This is a genomic window from Iodobacter fluviatilis, assembly GCF_004194535.1.
In the GTDB taxonomy this organism is placed as follows: domain Bacteria; phylum Pseudomonadota; class Gammaproteobacteria; order Burkholderiales; family Chitinibacteraceae; genus Iodobacter; species Iodobacter fluviatilis_A.
In genome coordinates, this window is sequence record NZ_CP025781.1 from 405,759 (window position 1) to 427,454 (window position 21,696).

At 46.5% G+C, this 21,696-nt stretch carries 18 protein-coding genes and 1 pseudogene; 13 read left to right on the forward strand and 6 right to left on the reverse strand.

All coding sequences use genetic code 11. The annotated features are described in order from the left end of the window. Positions 1 to 29 precede the first annotated feature (29 nt). Positions 30 to 4,568 (reverse strand): PAS domain-containing protein, encoded by a 4,539-nt coding sequence (locus C1H71_RS01720; protein WP_130105032.1) that lies wholly within the window; start codon positions 4,566 to 4,568, stop codon positions 30 to 32. A 279-nt stretch (positions 4,569 to 4,847) separates the two neighbouring features. On the opposite strand from C1H71_RS01720, the gene metG reads away from it, so the two are divergent. Together metG and C1H71_RS01730 are read left to right on the forward strand one after the other, a co-directional pair. Continuing rightward, positions 4,848 to 6,920 carry a methionine--tRNA ligase gene (metG, locus tag C1H71_RS01725; RefSeq protein ID WP_130105033.1) on the forward strand — a complete coding sequence of 691 codons (2,073 nt, stop codon included), beginning with the start codon at positions 4,848 to 4,850 and terminating at the stop codon, positions 6,918 to 6,920. A 133-nt stretch (positions 6,921 to 7,053) separates the two neighbouring features. Further along, positions 7,054 to 8,523, forward strand: coding sequence for a hypothetical protein (locus tag C1H71_RS01730; protein WP_130105034.1), 1,470 nt, complete (start codon positions 7,054 to 7,056; stop codon positions 8,521 to 8,523). An 87-nt stretch (positions 8,524 to 8,610) separates the two neighbouring features. Here C1H71_RS01730 and C1H71_RS01735 read toward each other — a convergent pair whose 3' ends face one another. After that, positions 8,611 to 9,087, reverse strand: coding sequence for a WbuC family cupin fold metalloprotein (locus C1H71_RS01735; RefSeq protein WP_188053496.1), 477 nt, complete (start codon positions 9,085 to 9,087; stop codon positions 8,611 to 8,613). A 44-nt stretch (positions 9,088 to 9,131) separates the two neighbouring features. After that, positions 9,132 to 9,563 (reverse strand): PACE efflux transporter, encoded by a 432-nt coding sequence (locus C1H71_RS01740; RefSeq protein ID WP_223145955.1) that lies wholly within the window; start codon positions 9,561 to 9,563, stop codon positions 9,132 to 9,134. 89 nt (positions 9,564 to 9,652) lie between these two features. Between C1H71_RS01740 and C1H71_RS01745 the strand changes: the two genes are divergently transcribed. The 9 genes from C1H71_RS01745 to mscL all read left to right on the forward strand — a co-directional run bounded on the left by C1H71_RS01745 (position 9,653) and on the right by mscL (position 17,394). After that, complete coding sequence (locus C1H71_RS01745) at positions 9,653 to 10,537, forward strand: LysR family transcriptional regulator (RefSeq protein ID WP_130105035.1); 885 nt, start codon at positions 9,653 to 9,655, stop codon at positions 10,535 to 10,537. Positions 10,538 to 10,702: 165 nt separating this feature from the next. After that, on the forward strand, positions 10,703 to 11,800 hold the full coding sequence (locus tag C1H71_RS01750) for a hypothetical protein (RefSeq protein ID WP_130105036.1): 1,098 nt from the start codon (positions 10,703 to 10,705) through the stop codon (positions 11,798 to 11,800). 71 nt (positions 11,801 to 11,871) lie between these two features. Next, positions 11,872 to 12,183: a (2Fe-2S) ferredoxin domain-containing protein gene (locus C1H71_RS01755; RefSeq protein WP_223145956.1), complete on the forward strand. Its 312-nt coding sequence runs from the start codon at positions 11,872 to 11,874 to the stop codon at positions 12,181 to 12,183. Between the two features lie 43 nt (positions 12,184 to 12,226). Continuing rightward, positions 12,227 to 12,874 carry an alpha/beta hydrolase gene (locus tag C1H71_RS01760; protein ID WP_130105037.1) on the forward strand — a complete coding sequence of 216 codons (648 nt, stop codon included), beginning with the start codon at positions 12,227 to 12,229 and terminating at the stop codon, positions 12,872 to 12,874. A gap of 91 nt (positions 12,875 to 12,965) precedes the next feature. Then, positions 12,966 to 13,628 carry an energy-coupling factor ABC transporter permease gene (locus C1H71_RS01765; protein ID WP_130105038.1) on the forward strand — a complete coding sequence of 221 codons (663 nt, stop codon included), beginning with the start codon at positions 12,966 to 12,968 and terminating at the stop codon, positions 13,626 to 13,628. A gap of 128 nt (positions 13,629 to 13,756) precedes the next feature. Next, positions 13,757 to 14,191 carry a hypothetical protein gene (locus C1H71_RS01770; RefSeq protein ID WP_130105039.1) on the forward strand — a complete coding sequence of 145 codons (435 nt, stop codon included), beginning with the start codon at positions 13,757 to 13,759 and terminating at the stop codon, positions 14,189 to 14,191. Positions 14,192 to 14,196: 5 nt separating this feature from the next. Next, positions 14,197 to 15,300, forward strand: a complete 1,104-nt coding sequence (locus C1H71_RS01775; protein ID WP_188053498.1) for a sensor histidine kinase — start codon at positions 14,197 to 14,199, stop codon at positions 15,298 to 15,300. Between the two features lie 30 nt (positions 15,301 to 15,330). After that, entirely contained in the window at positions 15,331 to 16,386 is a 1,056-nt protein-coding gene (gene rlmM, locus C1H71_RS01780) for a 23S rRNA (cytidine(2498)-2'-O)-methyltransferase RlmM (protein WP_130105041.1), read from the forward strand. Positions 16,387 to 16,968: 582 nt separating this feature from the next. Next, complete coding sequence (gene mscL / locus C1H71_RS01785) at positions 16,969 to 17,394, forward strand: large conductance mechanosensitive channel protein MscL (RefSeq protein ID WP_130105042.1); 426 nt, start codon at positions 16,969 to 16,971, stop codon at positions 17,392 to 17,394. A gap of 375 nt (positions 17,395 to 17,769) precedes the next feature. Here the strand turns inward: mscL and C1H71_RS21860 are convergent. Together C1H71_RS21860 and C1H71_RS20540 are read right to left on the reverse strand one after the other, a co-directional pair. Continuing rightward, positions 17,770 to 18,304, reverse strand: a pseudogene (locus C1H71_RS21860) (GGDEF domain-containing protein). Next, on the reverse strand, positions 18,231 to 18,569 hold the full coding sequence (locus C1H71_RS20540) for a GAF domain-containing protein (RefSeq protein ID WP_188053510.1): 339 nt from the start codon (positions 18,567 to 18,569) through the stop codon (positions 18,231 to 18,233). The pseudogene C1H71_RS21860 and the gene C1H71_RS20540 overlap by 74 nt, the downstream one beginning before the upstream one ends. A 44-nt stretch (positions 18,570 to 18,613) precedes the next feature. Between C1H71_RS20540 and hutC the strand changes: the two genes are divergently transcribed. Beyond that, positions 18,614 to 19,321 carry a histidine utilization repressor gene (gene hutC, locus C1H71_RS01800; RefSeq protein WP_130105045.1) on the forward strand — a complete coding sequence of 236 codons (708 nt, stop codon included), beginning with the start codon at positions 18,614 to 18,616 and terminating at the stop codon, positions 19,319 to 19,321. Positions 19,322 to 19,472: 151 nt separating this feature from the next. On the opposite strand, the gene C1H71_RS01805 is transcribed toward hutC, so the two are convergent. Further along, positions 19,473 to 20,990 (reverse strand): fumarate hydratase, encoded by a 1,518-nt coding sequence (locus C1H71_RS01805; protein ID WP_130105046.1) that lies wholly within the window; start codon positions 20,988 to 20,990, stop codon positions 19,473 to 19,475. Positions 20,991 to 21,274: 284 nt separating this feature from the next. Between C1H71_RS01805 and C1H71_RS01810 the strand changes: the two genes are divergently transcribed. Then, positions 21,275 to 21,541, forward strand: coding sequence for a GntR family transcriptional regulator (locus C1H71_RS01810; RefSeq protein ID WP_223145958.1), 267 nt, complete (start codon positions 21,275 to 21,277; stop codon positions 21,539 to 21,541). The last annotated feature ends 155 nt before the right edge of the window (positions 21,542 to 21,696 follow it).

Here is a 21,696-nt window from a genome sequence, read left to right on the forward strand (position 1 = left end):
ATCTTGGTTCATGATCAGATGAGGACAGACTATTTATCCCGCAAACGCTGCCCAACGGCGCTACCCAAGGCTACAATTTTTGCATGAAAAGGCCAAGCCTCTTCCAGTTTTTTATCTCGCCCAGTTTGCTCTACTTTTTTGCATAAATCAGCCAAAGATTGCGCGCCCATTTGTGCCGCTGCTCCTTTTAATTTATGTGCGCAAGTCACCACCGCATCGCCACTCCCCGACTCAATCACAGGGCCTAAATTAGCCAAACACTCGTCTAAAGTGGGCAAAAACAATTGAATTAACTCATCGGTCATATCCATGCCAAGCATTTTTTTCAAATCTTCAAAAGTTTGATAAATGCTGGCCATCTCATTTTCAACATCAGTGGCTTCAATAGGTAAGGACATATTTCCTCTACTTTGGGCAAGCACCGCTGGCCCCGTTTGCTGGTTTGGGAAAAAAATCGAGAGCACGCGGATGAGATGCTCCACACTAATAGGCTTCGCAATAAAATCATTCATTCCTATGGCAAAACAACGATCTTGATCTGATTTAAACGCATTAGCGGTTAACGCCACAATTGGCACCTTGGATTGGGGCCCTACAAGCGAGCGAATATGAGCCACCGCAGTATAGCCATCCATCTCTGGCATTTGGCAATCCATAAAAACCAGATCGTAATTACCCTTTTGCACTGCATTGAGTGCTTCTAATCCATTTGCAGCCACATCAACTCTACAACCCAAATTTTGCAGCATTAACACCGCTACTTTTTGATTAATGGGATTATCTTCAGCCACCAAAATATATAATTTTAAATCGGAAATAGATTCAATGCTTAAGGATAAATCCTGCTGAAGGGGCATCACTTTTTTAGGTAAATCTAAAGCTGCATCAATACAGAGGCGCAATGCTCGCTCTTGCACAGGCTTAGCTAAATAAAAATCAGCGTGTTCTTTTAAATAAGTATTATCAGAATAGCTCCAATCTGAAAGAATAATAATGGGTAGATCCGCCCATTTTTTATTCGATCGAATAACATCAACTATTTGAGTAAAACTCATACTTTCAAATCGATTATCCACAATTGCAAGCATAAAATTTGCATCATCAGCATTCAAGGCAGCTAAACCACGTTGCACATCATTATAACAATCAGCCACCAAGCCCAGCCGCCCTAGTAATATCCATAATGCTTCTGCATGAGCAGCAAAGGCATCAATAACAAGCACTTTATTCGATCGGTCAGAATAATTTATGTTAATAGGTACTGGTACATTTCCAGTCGCTAATTGTAATTCAAACCAAAATAAGGCACCTTTTCCTTCCACGCTATCAACACCAATCCTACCCCCCATGGCCTCAATCAATTTTTTACAAATAGATAAACCCAATCCCGTACCTCCAAATTTGCGTGTTGTTGATGCATCCGCTTGGGTAAATGAACTAAATAATACTTTTTTTACCTTATCAGAAATACCCACACCACTATCTTCGACTTCTAAGCGAATGTTAACCTTATGATCTACAACAGCTTCGCTATAAACCCGCATCAGCACTTGGCCCTGCTCGGTAAATTTAATGGCATTATTTAATAAATTAAGTAACACTTGCCTAATTCGGCCAGGATCTCCTATCAAGCATTCAGGCACGGATGGCACCACAATAGAAGCAATATCTAATCTTTTTTCATTTGCTTTTTGGGCAATCATCTCAAAAGCTTCTTCACATACTTGGCGAAAATCAAATTGAATATTCTCAAGTTCTAACTTACCGGCTTCAATTTTTGAAAAATCCAATAAATCATTAATTAAATACAATAAAGCATTCCCAGCGGTGTGAATGGAATCTACAAAATCACGTTGCTGTGGCTCTAAATTTCCTGTACGCATTAACGAAGAAAATCCAAGTACAGCATTCAATGGAGTGCGAATTTCATGGCTCATATTAGCTAAAAATTCACTTTTGGCTCGATTAGCCGCCTCTGCCATTGCGGTTGCCTCTTGCAAAGCAGCTTCATTCATTTTTCTTTCATGAATATCAATATTCACACCTAATATTCGTAAAGGTTTGCCATCATCATTAAATGCATTCACCCTGCCTACACCCAAAATCCACCGCCAACTGCCGCTTTTTTCCAGCATTCTAAATTCTGCAGAATAAACGGGCACGATGCCATCAAAGTGAGCTTGTAATATCTTATTTGCTGCAGCAAAATCATCGGGATGAACTAACAATGCCCAACTTTCTATATGCGGTTTAATTTCAGATTCGTCATAGCCCAGCATTTCTGCCCATTTACCACCAAATAAAACTTCATCGCTCGTGATATCCCAGTCCCACACGCCCAAACCCGCGCACTGGATAGTTAAATCCATTCGTTTTCGGCTATCATCTAACGCTGCTTCATGCTTTAAAATCTCAGTAATATCTTCGTGCGAACCAACCATCCGCACCACTTCTCCCTGCGCATTTTTCAAATGCACAGCACGGCTGCGCACACTTACCCAGTGCCCATCTTTATGTTTAAAACGTAGAGTCAATTCAAAGCGCGCCACTGTACCATCATTATATTCTTGAGTTAAACGTAAAAAGCTTTTTCTATCTTCAGAATCAATTAATTGATCCCATGTCGTTAAATTATTGGCTAATTCACCATCTTGATAACCAAAATTAGCTTTCCACTGAGGTGAGAACCAAACCTCACCCGTCTGCATATTCCAATCCCAAATACCTTCTTGTGCCGCTTGTGCCGCCAAAGAGAATCGCTCTCCCGATTCCCTTAATAAAGCTTCAGCGGCTTTTAATGGAGTAATATCAAAATTAACGCCAATAACACGCTCAGATTGATCTTCTTCATTAATAATTAATTTACCATGCATTGATATATAACGAATTTCACCATCAGCGCGGCGAATTCTAACTGTTTCATGCAATGGGTCCCCATCCTGTAGCATCGCATGGATTGCACCATCAAATTGAGCAAAATCATCATTAATAATCAAGGCCGACCAGCTGGCATAACTTATTTCAAATCGAGTAGGGTCTAATGCATACAAGGCATACATCACCTTATCCCAAAATATTTTATTTTCGGCTAATTGCCACTCCCAAATACCCAACCCTGCAGAATCAACAGCCAATTGTAAGCGCTCTTGAATAGCCTCTGTATCTGCAAACCAGCTGTGCGATGGCTTACTTAAAACGCAGAGCAATGTTTTATCAATTTTTAAATCATACAAATGTAGCCATGCAAAAAAACCAACACCTTGGTTATTTTTGCACTGCACTTTTATTAATGTAGAGTCTGATTTACTACCTTGCATATTTATGCAGTGCTCAATATGCTTATTAAGCTCGGATAGACTAAGGTCAAGCAGGAATGGTGCTAGGTTTTTTCCAACTACATCGCTTTCATTATATTTAAAAACCATTTCTGCTTGATTATTAACTTTTAATATTTTACCGCTATAATCAATCGTAAATATTACATCACCCACAGCATCAATAACACATTCATATTTATCATTATTATTTTGCTTTGACTGCGAAAAAAAATTAAACTCATCTTTAATATTTTTATGTTTTTTTAACAAACCATAACATATGGTAAGAGATGCACTTATCAGCATTCCAAACAGCAAACACCACGCATAATCATTTTTTTTATAAATCCTATCAAAGTCATGACCACTTTTAATCATAAAGGTAAAATTTGAACCTGCATAATTAATCAAAAATTCCCTACCCAAGCTAGCCGTATCTAAAGACTGCTTATTATTTTTATCTAAACTAAATATTTTATTTTCTTCTTTTTTCCCATTCCCAAAATAAATACTAAAATTTAAAAAATTACTGTATTCACTATTTATGCTTGCCATCATTTTTTCTGCATCAATTGGCATATAAAAAAAACCTAAAACCGTTCCCCCTTTACTTGAAATATTGTTGCCTCTTGAATTTAGGCTATACCAAGGCACAAATACAAAAAAATCGGCATGATGCTGCGCGCCGATAGATGCAGAGCGAATAATCAGCTCTTTTTCATGCGCCATTACGGCGGTCAAGCGCTTGGCTAACTCTGGATCCTGCGCAAAATCGTAACCCAATACTTCCGTTTTTAAAATACCTGGCTCTAATGCCTCAACAATAAAAGCATCAGTTAAACTCTGCACTTTAAATTGCGTAATGGGCAAATGCTGCCGGCTCTGCGCGTAATATTTATCCCAATCCTCAGCGGACACCTTCCTAATCAAACCAATAGATAAAGCCCCAGGTAAGGCAGCAGGCAAATTCAAGAACTGGATATAACGAGAAAACTCGATCATATTATTTCTATTTACCCCTGAAAAAGCATGGGCATATCTTAAACTTACGGCGTAGTTAGACAGGCGGCTTTGTGTGGCTTGCACTAAGCGATCACTCATTTGTAGAAAAGCTGCATCTGCGCGCTCAGTTTCGGCTCGGTCTACAAACAAAGCCACAACAATACTGAACACCAGCCCCAATAAGCCAAGCCACATGGGGCCCTGCCATACCGTTTTATACTCGTACATTCTTGACCAAAATAACTTCATTACCGCTCTGACCTAAGCATCTACATGCAACTCAATATAGATGAGCTGCATAGCGTGTTGCCAGTCAAACACAAATTAAATGACAAAGACATTGCTACATGTGTAATAAAAAGACAAAAAAACATTTTTTACTCCGTAATAAAGCGATATAAATCCGCAGATTTACACTCACAAGTGGCTATTTGCCAGCAATCCCACAAATATCTATCTATTCACCTCGCAGTAAGATGCAATATTGGGGATAATTCCTTATTCTCTTTAAATTCCGGTTTAGCCACGATGCCGCGCAAGATTCTCGTTACCTCCGCCCTTCCCTACGCCAACGGTGCGATTCACCTTGGCCATATGGTCGAACATATTCAGACTGATATCTGGGTACGCTTTCAAAAACAACGTGGCCATGAGTGTCATAGTGTTTGTGCGGATGACACCCACGGCGCGCCGATTATGTTGCGTGCAGAAAAATTGGGAATTACGCCTGAAGCCCTGATTGCTGAATCACTTCGCTCGCATATGAGTGATTTTGCTGGCTTTCATGTGAGCTATGACAACTACTACAGCACCAACAGCCCAGAAAACAAACAACTGGCTTGTGAGATTTACAACAAGTTGAAAGCGGATGGAAAAATTGCTCAGCGCAGCATTAGCCAGCTATTTGACCCGCAAAAAAACATGTTTCTGGCCGACCGCTTTGTAAAAGGCGAATGCCCGAAATGCGCAGCCAAAGATCAGTACGGTGATAACTGTGAGGTGTGCGGTGCCACTTACGCACCTACCGAGCTAAAACGCCCCTACTCGGCCATTTCTGGCGCAACACCGGAGTTAAGAGACTCCGAGCACTATTTCTTTAAGCTTGCCGATTGCGAAGAATTCCTTAAAGTTTGGACTAAAGAAACCACGCTAGTAGATGGCAAACAGCGCCCTCGCTTGCAAAGCGAAGCCTCTAATAAGATGCAAGAATGGTTTGAATCTGGCCTTTCAGACTGGGATATCAGCCGCGATGCGCCTTACTTTGGCTTTGAAATTCCAGATGCACCAGGTAAGTATTTCTACGTTTGGCTCGACGCACCAGTTGGTTATATGGCCAGCCATAAAAACCTTTGCGATCGCCTCGGCTTAGATTTTGATAGCTATTGGAATAAAGATTCTGATGCGGAGCTGTATCACTTTATCGGCAAAGATATTCTGTATTTCCACGCACTATTTTGGCCGGCCATGCTGGAATACGCAGGCTACCGTACACCAACCGCCATTAACGCCCACGGCTTTTTAACCGTAGATGGCGCAAAAATGAGCAAATCACGCGGTACCTTCATTACTGCTGAGTCTTACTTAAAACATCTGAACCCAGAATGGCTGCGTTATTACTTTGCCGCTAAGCTGGGCAGCGGTGTGGACGATCTGGATTTAAACCTAGAAGACTTTAGTGCCCGCGTTAACTCTGACTTGATCGGCAAGTACATTAATATCGCTAGCCGCGCAGCAGGCTTTATCAGCAAGCGCTTTGAAGGCCGTTTGCACGATGGTATTTTCACTGCCGATGATTACCCTTTAATGGACAAAATCGTGGCTCTGCAAGCTCAGCTGCAGGGCGCTGGCGAGAAGCTGGCGGCCCTCTATGAGGCACGCGAATATGGCCGCGCCATTCGTGAAATCATGGCTTTAACCGATGAGGTCAATCAGTACGTAGATAGCGTCAAGCCTTGGGTAATGGCGAAAGACCCTGAGCAAAGCTTGCATTTACATGTGGTATGCAGCTTCTTGATTAATGCCTTCCGTATTCTGACGATCTACCTGAAGCCTGTACTACCTAAGCTGGCTGCCGATGTTGAAGCCTTTCTTAATGTCGCACCATTTACATGGGCCGATGCACAGGTATTACTGCTGGATCACACCATCGAGCCTTACCAGCACCTCATGACCCGAATTGATCCTAAAAATATCGAAGCCATGGTCGAAGAAAACAAGCAAAACCTAGAAGCCACGCCAACGACAGCCAAGCCTGACTACGAGATCCCGCCGATTGCGGAAACCATCAGCATCGATGACTTTATGAAAATCGATCTACGTGTAGCGATGATTACCGAAGCAAAGGCCGTAGAAGGTGCAGATAAGCTGGTTTCTTTAACACTAGATATCGGCAATGAAAGCCGCCATGTATTTGCAGGCATTAAAGCCGCTTATAAACCGGAAGATCTGCAAGGGCGTATGACGGTGATGGTCGCCAACCTAGCCCCGCGTAAAATGAAATTTGGTGTATCCGAAGGCATGGTATTGGCTGCAGGTGGAGACGGTGGATTATATCTCCTGAGCCCAGATACCGGTGCAAAGCCTGGCATGCGTGTGAAATAAACTTGCTTAAGGGAGCATCAAAAGCCGATCGACTCAATAAAACAAAGCGCGCTTTATCGCGAAGATGGATATTTCGAGACGCCCTTAAATCAACCGCCATTCGTGGCGGTTTTTCTCTTTACACAAGAAACCTATGCTCAAACAGCTTCTTCCTATCGCCCTGCTAATCGCCAGTCAGGCTTACGCCGAGCCAGGCGAATCCTTAAATCAAAATCCTGCCGCATTTAAGCTAGGTTTTGAAACCATCACCCTGCCCAATGATGAAAATATGGGCATGATTGGGGGGAGTTACTTAATTGAAACCTTGCCCGGCCTCTACCTTGGCCCAGCGGCCTATGGCGCGATCACAGGAGAGCGCGGTGGATTTTTTACCGGTGGGGCGGAAATCACCTATCGCCTCCCCATTAACAATCGCCTCAGTGTGGATAGCGGCTTTTATCTGGGTGGCGGCGGTGGCGGCGCAGCGGGCGTGGGCGGTGGGCTGATGTTACGCCCGCATATCGATCTACTTTGGGACTTTGGCGGGATCAGAGCGGGGATATCGGCCTCTGAAGTACGCTTTCCAAGCGGTCATTTTAATAGCCGCCAACTAGGGCTCATGCTGTCATTTGATGATAGCTTTAGCTATAGCGATGCTAGCCGAATCGGCCAATATTTAAGTAGCAGCACACGCAGTGGCGTGGGCTTTGATCGGATTGCCATTGTGGCTGCGCAATCTAAGCCGCAAGGCGATGTAAAAACCACTACAGGCGCACCTGCACCCGATAGCACCTCCTACGCTGGCTTTTTAATGACCCAGTCTTTAGCCAATGGCTGGCTATGGGGCGTTGAAGCAGCTGGTGCCGTAAAAGGCGAATCCGATGGTTATGCTGAAGTATTAGGCACCTTCGGTTGGGAGTACACATTTAACCCCTCTTTACGCGCAGGCTCTCGTGTTTCGCTAGGGATGGGTGGCGGCGGTGCTGTGGATACTGGCGGTGGCGGCTTGGGAAAAGCGGCCATTTTTGGCACGTATCAACTCACCCGTGATTTAGACTTAACCTTAGAAACCGGTGTATCTAAAGCCTTTGATGGCAGTTTTAGTGCTCGCTACGCCAGCTTGCAGCTCGGCATGGCACTAGATCACCCTCATGCTAGTACCGATATTCTTAGCCGAATAGAAGGTTGGGAATGGGATGCTAGCGTACAACAATACACCAGCGCCGCACGCCGCGATGGCAGCAAACGCAGCATGCAAAACATTGGCTTTAAGCTGAACCGTCATATTGATAACGGATTTTACCTTAGCGGCCAAGCACATAGCGCCTTAGCTGGCGGTGCAGGTGGTTATTCAGTCGGCCTAGTTGGTGCAGGCTGGGAAAGCCCAGAAGTGCTCGGCAAATTACGCCTTAGTGCAGAAATGCTGATCGGTGCTGCAGGCGGCGGAGGGGTGGATTCAGATGGCGGTGCCATCATGCAGCCTATGGCTTATGCTAGCTACCCTATTGCTAAAAACTGGCAAATCAAAGCCGGCGCAGGGATCGTAAAATCATTCAAGGGTGAACTCAATAGCCCCGTTTTAGATTTATCCCTGGGCTACCGTTTTGGCTTAGCAAGACGTTAATACAATAGGGGCGCTGCAAGCAGCGCCCCTATTTATTTTAAAGCCATCCAACGGATACCTTAAGTGACTTCCCGAGCAAAAACAGCCTTAGCCCGCGCTAAAAACCGCCACCATCTTAGCTAAATACGCCGCACAACCTGCCTCGCCCTCGGCTGGAGCCCAGCTGGCTTTTTCAGCCGCAGCCAGAGCCACATATGGCCCCGCCTTGCTTTCAAAAAACACCGAGCCACTTTCCAGCGCCACCATACTGTGAAACGCACCGGCAGGAATATTAATCCCCACATTGCCCTCTTTCGCACTCAAAACCACCTGCTGGATAATTTCACCCTGAGCATCAAAAATAAGAATACCAAATCGACCACTCAAAGCGATCATGGTTTCGTCTTTTTCGCTATCTAAATGGCAATGCGGCTGCACATAAGTGCCAGGTTCTAAAGCATTCAATAAGCGATGACAACTGGATTCATTACTGGCGTGAAAATTAAAATTCTTGCGCAAACGTGGGCTGGCTTTCGCCCCTTGGGTTAGCTCAGCCAATGTTTCTGTATTAATTAGACTAATCATAGGATCCTTGAAGCAACGTTAGATATGCATTAAACAATATCAACTTACGCCGCTTTCCATACAGGTAAAGGAAAAACTTTATCGTAAACCCAGTTATAGATGAAGGCATAAACCAAGTAAAAAGCGGCAAAACCAAGATCCATAATAAAAGCATCCCAAAGCCCAACCTTCAGCCACCACGCCACCAGCGGCAAACTCACCATCAGCAGCCCACCTTCAAAGCCAATAGCGTGCATCACTCGCTCTACTGGGGTTTTATTCACGCGTTTTTTCCAGCGCGCCAATAAATGATCAAAACCCACGTTGTAAACATAATTCCATACAGTAGCAATAATCGAGATCCCCACCGCTAGCACCCCAAGTTCTCCAACTGAAAAACCAAAGGCTAACCTAGCAAGGGGGACAAATAGCAACAAGCCAATCACTTCAAAACCAATCACATGCCGGATACGATCGGCCCGATTTCTCATCTGCATTTTAAGGTGCTCATCTTATTCACAATGACTACTAGCATACCCAGCTTCTATGATAGTTGTTAGTTGGTAACCATCTTAAAAGCAGATAGATGAAATATTCATTAGATCAGTTAAGTGCCTTTAAAGCCGCTGCCGAGTGCGGTTCTTTCTCCGCGGCGGCTCGGCGCATGGGTAAAGCTCAGTCTTTGGTTAGCACTGCCATCGCCAATTTAGAGATTGATCTGGGAGTGAGCTTATTTCACCGCGCAGGGCGCTACCCCCAACTTAGTGCTGAAGGTAAGCGCTTATTGCCCGAGGCCATCGCTATTTTGCAGCGCTGTGAGCAGCTCAGCGGCATTGCTCATAGCCTGAATGCGGGGCAAGAAGCCAAGCTACGCTTGGCCGTAGATGATTCAGCTCAGATGCCCTGGCTGGGGGATTTACTGGAGCAATTAGCCACGAAATTTCCGCAGCTAGAGGTGGAATTGTTATTCCCCATCATGGATGATTTATACAAGCTCCTGCAATCAGGGCGAGTTGACTTAGGCATCAGCTATGAAGCGGCTGAGCAACCCAAAGAATTGGCCTTTCACTGGCTCAAACAATGCGAAGTGCAATTTGTCGTATCTAGACAACATCCGCTAGCCGTAGCCCACAATGTGAGCCTCGCCATGCTGCAAAGCCACCGGCAATTGATGGTCACGGGTCGACAGAGCGGAGCTGAAAAAGAGCGCTTTCGCTATTCACCCTCGGTTTGGTGGGTAGAAGGCGATTGGGCCGTGCTCGAGCTGGTGCGCCGCGGCTTGGGCTGGGCTTGCTTACCCAAACACTTTGCCGATGTTACACAGGAGCAAGATATTATTCAGCTTCCCATCCAGTTTAGCGAAAGTCAGTTGCAGCTGGGTATTCAGCTAGTTTGGCACCCAGGGCATCAGCTGGGCCTAGCCGGCCAGTGGTTTAAAACCGCACTAATTCAAGGAGCAATAGCTGGATAAGCCCTTGCAAGGTGTGTCCAGCTCATAAACCCTTCGCACTTATGCCCCAAACATTCACTTAGGGAGTGAAATAAACCCTTATATCACTGGGCGACAAGGCAAATAATTCAAACACCGCCACTGTCGGTATAATCACTTTTTTGCCACCTTCCGTACAGGCCAGCCATGTACCTACCAGATCCTCGCCTCTACGCTAGAGTTAACGCACAAAACCCCATTATTCGACTACTGATGTCGCTACTGACAGAATCATCCAGCGAAGTGGTTAAGCAAAAACGTGAAGCGCTCACCACTCTACTGGCCGATACCCTCGCCATTCAAGATCATGCCGCTTTAAATGCCGCCATGACCCAAGCGCCGTCTTTGGATGCTTATCTAGAGCTGTGGGCACTCTTACGCAATACCGTTGAAAACGCGCCAAAAAATGCCGAGCACTATGCCATCCCTTTTGCAATTCCAGTGATTTTAGTGGCGGGTTTCAAAGGCACAACCGAGCTAGCTGGCCAGTTATCCGATGTCGATGCCGTACTCGCACTATTAAAACAGCACGAAGTCATCAGCCCAGACGCCGATGTATGGCTATCAGCCAAACTAGTACACGCCGAAACACTGGCGAGCGTTAATCCATCACAACTCAGCCAATGGCGTGATCAATTGCAATACGCCTCTGGTGGCTTGCCGCTGGATTTAAACACCTCCCCAATGCCACTTAAAGATGAAGCCGTATTTTTACGCTATCTTGTTGGCGTGGCGATGCAGAAAAAAGATGCGGCACCAGCGATTAAACTCGGCGGCAATTTAGGTGCTTGGGGTATGCAGTTAGCCAATCTAATTGGTGAGCAACTTAAAACCAATGGCGTAACTTTATTCCCGATTCCACGCACCCCAATGCCATGGCTCACCGCTGGCGAAGCAGGCCGTGAAACTCAGCTAGAAACCCGTTTGCAGCTCATGACCAGCAATGCCTTGCGCAGCATCCGAAGCAAAGGCCGCACACCGGTCATCTGTATTGCTGCGCATGAAAACGCCGAAATTCGCATGACCTTTTCGACGCTTGAAGACAAAGAGCGCTGGGAAGGTTTTGTTTGGCCACTATCGGCTTGGGATCATGTAGAAAAAATTCATCAATACGCGGTTGAGTTATTCCGCGAATGTATGGTGACCGATCTCCGCATCATCGAAAACGTACAGCCCAATATGGATGAGAGCGATCAACTGCCTTTCTTTGTAACAGCGCATATTCCGGCGGTTGTGCAGCATTAAACAGCCTGCGTGTGGCGTGTTTGCCTAGCCATACGCTACTCTCAATCATCAGCGAACCTACAGAGAAAATGATGAGCCACTATCAACATCACGTGTTTTTTTGTCTTAACCAGCGCGAGCCGAGTGAGCGCCAAAGCTGTGCCAGCTGTGGTTCGGTAGAGATGTGGGAACACGCCAAAGGCCGGATTAAAAAACTCGGCTTAAACCAGCCAGGCAAGGTGCGAGTTAATAAAGCGGGCTGTCTGGAACGCTGCGAAGAAGGCCCCGTATTAGTTATCTACCCAGAAGCGGTTTGGTATACCTATATCGATAAAAGCGACATTGATGAAATCATCGATGAGCATATCGTAAATGGCAGAGTGGTAGAGCGCTTAAAGCTTTAAGCCTGCACTATTCCCTAGCCCTAAACCCAGAGTTCCATAAAAAATGACCACACCACGCAAAGCCCCTAGTTTTGAACTGATTGCCATCAACGGCCCAACAGGCCAGCTCGAATGTCTGCGCCTGCCCTCCGCACTAGAACACACCGTGGGTGTCGTACTTGTTGCACATCCCAACCCCACCGAAGGCGGCACCTTCAATAATAAAATCGTACATACCCTCGCCAAAACATTAAGTCGCCTCGGCTATATCGCCTATTGCCCCAATCTGCGCGGTGTGGGTCATTCAGCAGGCGCATTTGAGAATGGCGTTGGCGAAGTGGACGATATGGCGGCGGTACTAGCCTTTGCCAGAGCCGAAAATCCAACGCTCACCCGCCTTACGCTGGCAGGATTTTCTTTTGGTACTTTTGTGCAAAGCCAACTACGCCAGCGCTTAAGCGATGATGAAGTGGAAGGAATGATTTTGATTGGGCCAGCGGTAAGCCGACATAACTTTCCCCCCGTTCCCAATCACAGTACTCTGCTCATTCATGGTGAAGAAGACGAAGTGATTAGTCTTGCTACCGTGCTCAATTGGGCAAGGCCACAATCACTACCCGTAGTGGTGTTCCCCGGCGTTGGGCATTATTTCCACGGCAAGCTCACCCAATTGGCGGATTGGATTAACAAAGAATGGCGCAATCGAAGCTAATCCCAAATCATTGCCAGATATGATTTAAAAAACCTAGGGCCACAACATACCGTGCCCTTACACAGCACCTCAATAGTTTTAGCGTAAGCCTATGAATCTAATCGCCGCCCCCTTTGCACACTGGCTACTTCTGATTGCACTATTCATCAGTGTTGGGCTTATTTTGCACGCGGCAACCCGGATTGCTTGGTTTGCCCTTAGCCAAGAGCAATTAACAGGCTGGTTTGGGGCCAGCGTAGTTGTACTGGGGTTTTGGCAAATGAAAGCCAATATTCAGCCGGGGCTGTCATTTCATCTACTCGGTGCCAGCGCCTTAGCCATGATTGCCGGCCGAGATAAAGCGCTGCTAGGGCTCGCCGTATTAGCTGCGGATACCGCCTATGGTCACGGAGAATGGGCCAGCTTTGGGTTATCTTACCTGATGATTGCCTTTATCCCCGTCACACTTGCCCATGGCTTATTTATTTGGGCACAACGCACCCTAGCCGCCAATTACTTTATTTATATTTTTGTAAATTGCTTTGCCGCCAGTGCCTTATCCATGTGGAGCGTAGGCCTACTCACCTGCAGCCTCTTGGCGGCAAGCGGTGCGTATCCACTCGATTTTTTACTAGAAGAACAACTGCCCTATTATTTTTTATTAGGCTGGCCCGAAGGATTTAGTAGTGGTATTTATCTGACCCTGCTGGTTATTTGGCGGCCAGAATGGGTCAGCACCTTTAACGATGCTTTTTATTTAACACGTAAAAACTAAGCCCATACCATACACAACACGGCTGCTTATTTTTTATGAAGAAAACGACGAATGTTTCGCAAGCTAACTTGCTCTTTAATTACATTAAAGACTATTGTTAATAGCCAATCACACCGCTTCAACATTGCATGCACAGCATACGCTCACGCCTCAATCTGATCTTCCTTGCCATCGTGACGCTTTTTCTAGCTATCTCTGGTGTTATTTCTTATTGGCAAACCCAGCAAGAGCTAGAAAACAACATGCGGCACTCTGCGATCGCCTTGCAAAAGCGCTTGCAAACCGTACTGCCAGGCATCTTGTGGAACTTTGACAGCACCCAATTAGGCCTCGTTGTAGAAGCAGAAATGCAATCCGCAGATTTATCCATGCTGCTGGTTTACAACAACGAAGAACAAGTCGATGGCCGCATCAATGTACAAGGCAAGATGACCACGGTACATGCCGCCCCCCCACAACAGATGCACAAACCTTCCCTATTTATTACCCTGCCAATGAAAAATCTAAGCCTATGGGCAAAGTTTATTATGTTTTTTCACGGGAAAAAATCACCGCTCGCCTAAATCAAATGGTAGCTTCAAAAATAATAGAAGTCATTTTACTTGATTTACTCCTATTTATGGCGCTCTCGCATAGCTTGTTATTAGTGGTGATTAGGCCTTTAGATCAGCTCAGAGAGTCACTTATCCAAGCGTCAGACACCAAAGATTTTGATTTAAATACCATTATCCTTCCCCAAAATAGAAAAGATGAATTTGCCGATGTTGCTGATGCCGTACAAAGAATCACGCGTAGGCTATGTGATGACTTAGAAAGCCGTAAAGCCGCTGAGCTTGCCATGCGTCAGGCTCGGGACCTCACCGAAACTGCGTTTAAGCAGCTCAATGAAACAAAAAATAATCTTGTTCAAGCAGAAAAGATGGCCTCTTTAGGGGGCTTAGTTGCTGGGGTAGCCCATGAGGTCAACACGCCTGTTGGGGTTATTTTGACCAGTGCTTCGGTTTTATCTGAAGAAACCATTTTGTTTAAAAATAGTTTAGATGCTGGTGCGATTAAAAAGTCGGAAGTCATGCGCTATTCAGAAATGGCGATTGAATCCAGCCGCTTAATTTTAGCCAATGCAGAACGAGCGGCACAGCTTATACAAAGCTTTAAACAAGTTGCAGTGGATCAAACCTCAGAAGCTCGCCGTAGTTTTGAATTGGGCGAATATATGGACGAGGTAATTATGAGCCTCAAGCCCACGCTAAAACGAACCTCCGTTATGATTGAAGTCAGCTGCCCTGAAAAAATAAATTTAGACGGCTACCCTGGCGCGATTTCGCAAGTGATCACTAACTTTTTAACCAATGCTTTAGCACACGCTTTTGCTGAAGGCCAGATAGGACTCATTTCGCTGAGCGCAACACGCAGCGATGATAATGTCACCCTCAGTTTTGAAGACAACGGAGGAGGTATTCCTCCTGAGCATCTTAAAAAGATTTTCGACCCATTTTTTACCACTAAACGCGGTAGCGGTGGTAGCGGCTTAGGACTCAACGTGGTTTATAACCTCGTCACCCAAACATTGGGTGGCTCGCTGATAGTTCATTCAGAACTAGGCAAAGGCACAAGCTTTATTGCCTGCTTCCCACTCATTGCCCCCCAAGCTAAAGAAAGCAAAACCAGTTAGAAACAGCCATAATCTGGTATCCTTACGCCGATGAAACATGCCATCCTATTTTATTGCCGCCCCGGTTTTGAAGCCGATGTGGAGGCCGAATTCACCTTTAAAGCAGATATTCCCGGCAAATGGGAAATCGGCCAAGGTTTTTGCCTCTTTTTACCGAAGCGCCCCGCCGATTGGGACAAGCTTTATCGCACACTAGAATGTGGTGATTGGGTTTTTCCGCGCCAAATCGTATTTGTGGCTGAAGCCCTTGATCTGCCCCCAAAAGATCGGCTCACCCCAATCTTAAATGCACTCGATGGCTTACACGAAACACACAAAGGCCCTTGGCGTGATGTATGGATTGAATACCCAGATACCAACGATGGCAAAGAAATTTCCTCGTTTAGCCGCAAATTTGGCGCACTACTGGATGCCAAATTAGCCACCAAAGGCTGGGCTAATCAACCAGAAGCAACCGCCCGTTTACACTTATTTTTCCCAACACTAGAACGCGTTTATATTGGCTTTACCCGCCCAGACTTTTCTGTGAACTGGCAACTCGGCATTCCTCGCCTGCGTATGCCAACAGATGCTCCTAGCCGCTCCACGCTAAAACTTGCCGAAGCATTTATGATGCTGGTGCCAGAATCTGCCCAAGTTAAACCAGGCATGAGCGCGGTTGACCTAGGCGCAGCGCCTGGCGGCTGGACTTGGCAAATGGTAAGCCGTGGCTGCACTAAGATTTTTGCCATTGATAACGGCCCAATGAAAGGCAGTATGGCGATCCACCCTAACGTTAAGCATCTACGCGAAGATGGCTTTAGATACCGCCCCAAAAGCCCCGTTGATTGGTTAGTTTGCGATATGGTGGAGCAACCTGCTCGCATTGCTGCACTGATGGCCGATTGGATGATTAAAGGCCACGCACGCCAGTTTATTTTTAACTTTAAACTACCCATGAAAAAGCGCTGGAACGAGCTGCAGCGCTGCATGGAAATCATCGATGATGCACTGGGCGGCGCAGGAATTCGCTATCAATTCCGTGCTCGCCATCTGTATCACGATCGCGAAGAAGTCACCTGCTATCTAAGCAAAATCAAACGCTAAAACTAGCTAAGGGCGCAGCTTGCTGCGCCCTGCTCCGTTTGGAGCCTATAAATACCCACCAAAAAAACTTGCCCAACAAGCGAGATTTTATTCCCCAGCAAGTTGGCACCCAACACCGTTTTTCCCGTCTTGGAATCGCTTAAGTAACGCAATCAAATTAGCACCATTTGCAAAACACCTTTGCTGGGCACTCTATGCCATCAAGCATGCACGCTACAGCTTATTTATTAATTAAATATAATATAATATAGGCTAGCTACTCAATACGCAGGCGCTCAGTAAGAAACCCTCTATACTTACAAAACAATACAATAATAGATCTGCTAATCAGCATTTTTTAATTTATATTTTTACCTGATTAGGTCTCTTGCTCAGGTACCCTTGATTTGATAATCCGTATGACATAAATTCAGACGGTCTAAGCGGTTTTGAATTAGGGGGAGCTTAGTCAACACATGCTGCATACCTTACTCAAGCCAAACCACGCCCGTATGGGCGCTTGCCTGAGCAAGAGACATAATCAGGATCAAGTATTTTTAAGTGAGTTCTTCATTGTTAGTCACTAAGCAACAGGGGTATCGCATGTTTAAAGAATTCAAAGAATTTGCAATCCGCGGTAACGTAATCGATTTAGCCGTCGGTATTATCATTGGTGCGGCTTTTGGCAAGATTGTTGATTCACTGGTTAAAGATATCATCTTGCCGCCCATTGCGATGCTGATGGGTAAGGTTGATTTTGCTAATTTGTATTTGTTGCTTTCTGAGGGTAAAACACCCGCCCCTTATGCAACACTAGATGCCGCACAAAAAGCCGGAGCCGTGACCCTTAATTACGGCGTATTTATCAATGTATTGATTAGCTTTATCATCGTTACATTCGCTGTTTTTTTAGTCATTAAAGGCATAAACAATATGAAACGTGAAGAAACAATTACTCCAGCCGCCCCTGCTGCCACACCAGAAGATATCGAGCTATTACGTGAGATTAGAGATTTACTTAAAAAATAACCGTATCGCATTAGCCGCTATTTTTTAATGACTCCCCGTCCTGTTACTAAAGAATGGGAAATCCTCTATAAAGAAGGTAAAGGGGGTTTATTTTTCCATGCCAAACACCTACAAGGATAAACGAGCCCGCTTTGCAAATACATAAATGAATACAATTGGAATGATTTCATTTTTCGCCCTACTTAAACCATATATGACTAAAGCGCATGGCTCTGAATGAATTAAATTTCTTGCATGCAATCAGTACTCATTTTTCAAGCGCATATCTTCTTTAACATTAAGCACATCCACCTTTAGCAAGGAGCTGACTTCAAGCTTGTTGCTTTCAACGACTGGCACAATGGGCTCCTGAGCCATCTGTGGTTTACCAGCGATTCACACCTTATTACGCCCAGTGCGTTTGGCCTCTAGCAAGGCCATATCGGCGGTATGCACCAGCTCATTAAATTCTATGGGGCCAAACACCGTTGCCAAACCAAAACTTGCCGTAAATACAGGTAAGCCCGCAATGGCAATTCGACACTCCAAGGCAGCACGGACCCTTTCTAAGCCACATAACGCGCCCGCCTCATCGGTATTTGGAAACACCACCACCAAAGCGCACCACCATATCGCCAGGACGTAATGCTTCTTGCAGTACTCTGGCAAATAAGCGTAAAGCTCTATCACCCGTATCATGGCCATAACTATCATTTAAACGCTTAAAATGATCAATATCCGCAAAAGCAACACAAGTTGCTCGGGTAAAGCCAGTGCACGGGCGGCTTGGTTTTCTAAGCTGCGGCGATTCAGTAACCCCGTTAAAGGATCGGTACGCGCTTGCAATTGCGATTCGCTCATGACCCGTAACACCCCAAACGCATGCCTGCATGGGCTGCAATCGCAGTAGCACGCAGCATTTCTGCCTCATCTGGCAACTGCCCCGCCAACCCAACAATATGCAAAACACCCACCGCTTGGCCAATACTGGCCAGCGGAATACACACAGCCGAGCAATCGCCACTTTCCCTGCCACGCATATAGCGACACACGTCTAAGGCTGAGTCATCATTAAATTTTTGCACCTGCCCACGCCGAAACGCGAGGCACTGCTCTGGCGATTTCACCCCACAGCCACAACTTGCATTGTAATTTTTACTCTGGGACATAATCTGCAAGCGCTTCATCTTTTTCATGAGTATTTTGTTTGCGCAGCCCTTGCTAACGCTACAATACGGCCATGAACAGACCCATTCACTTACGCATCCGCCAATTTATTTTGGACGGCATTAAAGAGCGCCGCTTTTTACCTGGCGCAAAAATCCCTACCGAAGCCGAACTGGTGCTTCAATTTGGGGTATCCAGAATGACCGTGAATAAAGCCGTCCGAGATTTAGCATCTGAAGGCGTGCTAATCCGCTTTGCTGGGGATGGCACTTATGTAGCCGAGCGCAAGGCTGAATCACCGCTATTGGATGTCAATAATATCGCTGAAGAAATCCAAGGCCGTGGGCATCGCTACCGCGCCGCTATTATCTTGCTGCGCGCCGAACCGGCCTCAACAGAAGTGGCGCTCTGGCTGGGGTTAGCGAGCGGTACCGAGTTGTTTCATTCCATCATTGTGCATTTTGAAAACGAGATGGCCATTCAGATTGAAGACCGCTACGTTAACCCAGCCTTTGCTCCTGATTACTTGCAGCAAGATTTTAGCAATGAAACACCGAACGCCTATCTAATGCGTAGCTGCCCGTTATCTGACATCGAGCACACTGTAGAAGCAGTTCTTCCTACGGCGGCCGAGCAAGCACTGCTCAATATCAGCGAAGGTGAACCCTGCCTGCGCGTACTGCGCCGTACTTGGTCACATAAACATCTGGTTAGCTTTAGCCGTCTGCTCCACCCTGGCAGCAGCTATAAGCTACGCTCGCAAACACGAGTAAAGAAATAAGGCGGATCCCAATAGCCAATCCGCAAAGCGCCCTCTATCACACCCTAAGTCTGCATTACATTTTTACAAGTAAAAACACCCCAAGCGTGTAGACAAGTATCCATACGCTTGGGGTGATTACTTTGCATAAACCTTACTGTAGTTAAATCAATCAACCCACCACTGGGATCTTGCCGATTTTAGCCTGCCAGATTTTTGGCGCAGTGGCGTGTACAGAAACGCCTTGCGAATCTACCGCCACAGTAACCGGCATGTCGACGACATCGAACTCGTAAATGGCTTCCATGCCCAAATCAGCAAAGCCGACCACGCGGCTGGCCTTGATGGCTTTAGATACCAGATAAGCAGCACCGCCTACGGCCATCAGGTAAACCGATTGATGCTTTTTGATGGCTTCCAGCCCTGCTGGGCCGCGCTCTGCCTTACCAATCATGCCCAAGAGGCCGGTTTCGGCTAGCACTTGCTCGGTAAACTTATCCATCCGCGTGGCGGTGGTTGGGCCGGCTGGGCCGACTATTTCATCACGCACTGGGTCTACGGGGCCTACGTAGTAGATAAAGCGGCCAGCAAAATCAACCGGCAGTTTTTCACCTTTATTGAGCATCTCCACCATACGCTTGTGCGCGGCATCGCGGCCGGTGAGCATTTTGCCGTTGAGGAGCAACGTTTGGCCTGGCTTCCAGCTGGCAACATCCTCACGGGTTACAGTGTTCAGATCGATACGGATCGATTCTGCCGAAGGTGTCCACGTTACATCGGGCCAGTCTTCCAGCTTCGGCGTTTCCAATACGGCTGGGCCGCTGCCATCTAAGGTGAAATGCACATGGCGAGTGGCGGCGCAGTTGGGGATCATAGCAATCGGCAAGCTGGCGGCGTGGGTTGGGTAGTCTTTGATTTTGACATCCAGCACGGTGGCGAGGCCGCCCAAGCCTTGTGCGCCAATACCCAACGCGTTTACTTTTTCGTATAACTCGATGCGCAATTCTTCGCTGCGGGTTTGTGCGCCACGCTCGATCAGCTCTTGAATATCGATGGATTCCATCAACGCTTCTTTGGCCATCAGCATGGCTTTTTCTGCCGTACCGCCGATGCCAATCCCTAGCATGCCTGGCGGACACCAGCCTGCGCCCATTTGCGGCACAGTTTTAAGCACCCAATCCACAATCGAATCAGAAGGGTTGAGCATGGCGAATTTAGATTTATTCTCTGAGCCGCCGCCCTTGGCCGCGATATCGACGTGGACTTTATCACCCTCAACAATCTCGTAATGGATCACCGCCGGCGTATTGTCTTTGGTGTTTTGGCGCTTGCCTGCTGGGTCTTGCAAGATAGACGCACGCAGCTTGTTATCTGGGTGCAGATAGGCGCGGCGCACGCCTTCGTTAATCATATCGGTGAGGCTCATGGTCGCATCGGCCCACTGCACATTCATGCCGACGCGTACAAAACAGGTAACGATGCCGGTATCTTGGCAAATAGGGCGATGGCCTTCGGCGCACATGCGGCTATTGGTTAGGATTTGCGCAATAGCGTCTTTTGCGGCAGGCGATTCTTCTTTCTCGTAAGCTTTGCCTAAGGCTTGGATATAGTCTTTAGGGTGGTAGTAGCTAATATATTGCAAGCTATCGCTGATGCTATCGATTAAATCTTGCTGGCGTATCGTCGTCATCTCTTGGCTCCCTATATGCTCGGGCTTTTACTAAGAAGCCCCAATTGTAGCGCAAGCCTGCCAATGAAAAATATTAGCACAAACAGCCAAGGCTAAATTTGCCCCAATATCATCTAGATGCAATACACTTCCATTACAATACCTTTTATTATTCTTACAAGCTAAATGCCTATGCTTGATCGAGATTCTGGCACCGCCCTCTGGCGACAAATTGAGTTAATCCTAGCAGCCTGTCGGACTTAAGACTGATCTACTACGGAAAAGCCGGATTTGGCCATAAAATTTTGCGCGATCGCCTGCCCAATGAAACCGATCTAGCCACACGCTTTGCCGTCAATCGCCACACGATTCGCCGAGCTTTGCAAGCCATAGAAGCGCAGGGCTTAGTCAGAATTGAGCAAGGACGTGGCACTTTTGTTCAAGAAGAGCTGATTGATTACCAGCTTGGCCGCCGCACACGCTTTTCGCATAGCTTACAAAAGCAGTACCTTGCGGGACAAAGCCAAGTTTTACACGTTAAAACTGAAGCAGCCACCCCAATATCAACCTAGCAGCCTGTCGGACTTAAGCGATCGTAGCGAGGGAAAGACCGGTTTGAGACAGATTTCGCGGGTTTTTGAGGCGAATAGCTGGCTATTCAACGAGAAAATGCGTGAAGTATGGCCAAATACGGCTTTTCCGTAGTAGATCAGTCTTAAGTCCGACA

Excerpts from the sequence above, each read along its gene's own strand:
- C1H71_RS01720 (WP_130105032.1), bottom strand. The coding sequence starts at position 4,568 with ATGAAGTTATTTTGGTCAAGAATGTACGAGTATAAAACGGTATGGCAG.
- metG (WP_130105033.1), top strand. The coding sequence starts at position 4,848 with ATGCCGCGCAAGATTCTCGTTACCTCCGCCCTTCCCTACGCCAACGGT.
- C1H71_RS01730 (WP_130105034.1), top strand. The coding sequence starts at position 7,054 with ATGCTCAAACAGCTTCTTCCTATCGCCCTGCTAATCGCCAGTCAGGCT.
- C1H71_RS01735 (WP_188053496.1), bottom strand. The coding sequence starts at position 9,087 with ATGATTAGTCTAATTAATACAGAAACATTGGCTGAGCTAACCCAAGGG.
- C1H71_RS01740 (WP_223145955.1), bottom strand. The coding sequence starts at position 9,563 with ATGCAGATGAGAAATCGGGCCGATCGTATCCGGCATGTGATTGGTTTT.
- C1H71_RS01745 (WP_130105035.1), top strand. The coding sequence starts at position 9,653 with ATGAAATATTCATTAGATCAGTTAAGTGCCTTTAAAGCCGCTGCCGAG.
- C1H71_RS01750 (WP_130105036.1), top strand. The coding sequence starts at position 10,703 with ATGTACCTACCAGATCCTCGCCTCTACGCTAGAGTTAACGCACAAAAC.
- C1H71_RS01755 (WP_223145956.1), top strand. The coding sequence starts at position 11,872 with ATGAGCCACTATCAACATCACGTGTTTTTTTGTCTTAACCAGCGCGAG.
- C1H71_RS01760 (WP_130105037.1), top strand. The coding sequence starts at position 12,227 with ATGACCACACCACGCAAAGCCCCTAGTTTTGAACTGATTGCCATCAAC.
- C1H71_RS01765 (WP_130105038.1), top strand. The coding sequence starts at position 12,966 with ATGAATCTAATCGCCGCCCCCTTTGCACACTGGCTACTTCTGATTGCA.
- C1H71_RS01770 (WP_130105039.1), top strand. The coding sequence starts at position 13,757 with ATGCACAGCATACGCTCACGCCTCAATCTGATCTTCCTTGCCATCGTG.
- C1H71_RS01775 (WP_188053498.1), top strand. The coding sequence starts at position 14,197 with ATGGTAGCTTCAAAAATAATAGAAGTCATTTTACTTGATTTACTCCTA.
- rlmM (WP_130105041.1), top strand. The coding sequence starts at position 15,331 with ATGAAACATGCCATCCTATTTTATTGCCGCCCCGGTTTTGAAGCCGAT.
- mscL (WP_130105042.1), top strand. The coding sequence starts at position 16,969 with ATGTTTAAAGAATTCAAAGAATTTGCAATCCGCGGTAACGTAATCGAT.
- C1H71_RS20540 (WP_188053510.1), bottom strand. The coding sequence starts at position 18,569 with ATGAAAAAGATGAAGCGCTTGCAGATTATGTCCCAGAGTAAAAATTAC.
- hutC (WP_130105045.1), top strand. The coding sequence starts at position 18,614 with ATGAACAGACCCATTCACTTACGCATCCGCCAATTTATTTTGGACGGC.
- C1H71_RS01805 (WP_130105046.1), bottom strand. The coding sequence starts at position 20,990 with ATGACGACGATACGCCAGCAAGATTTAATCGATAGCATCAGCGATAGC.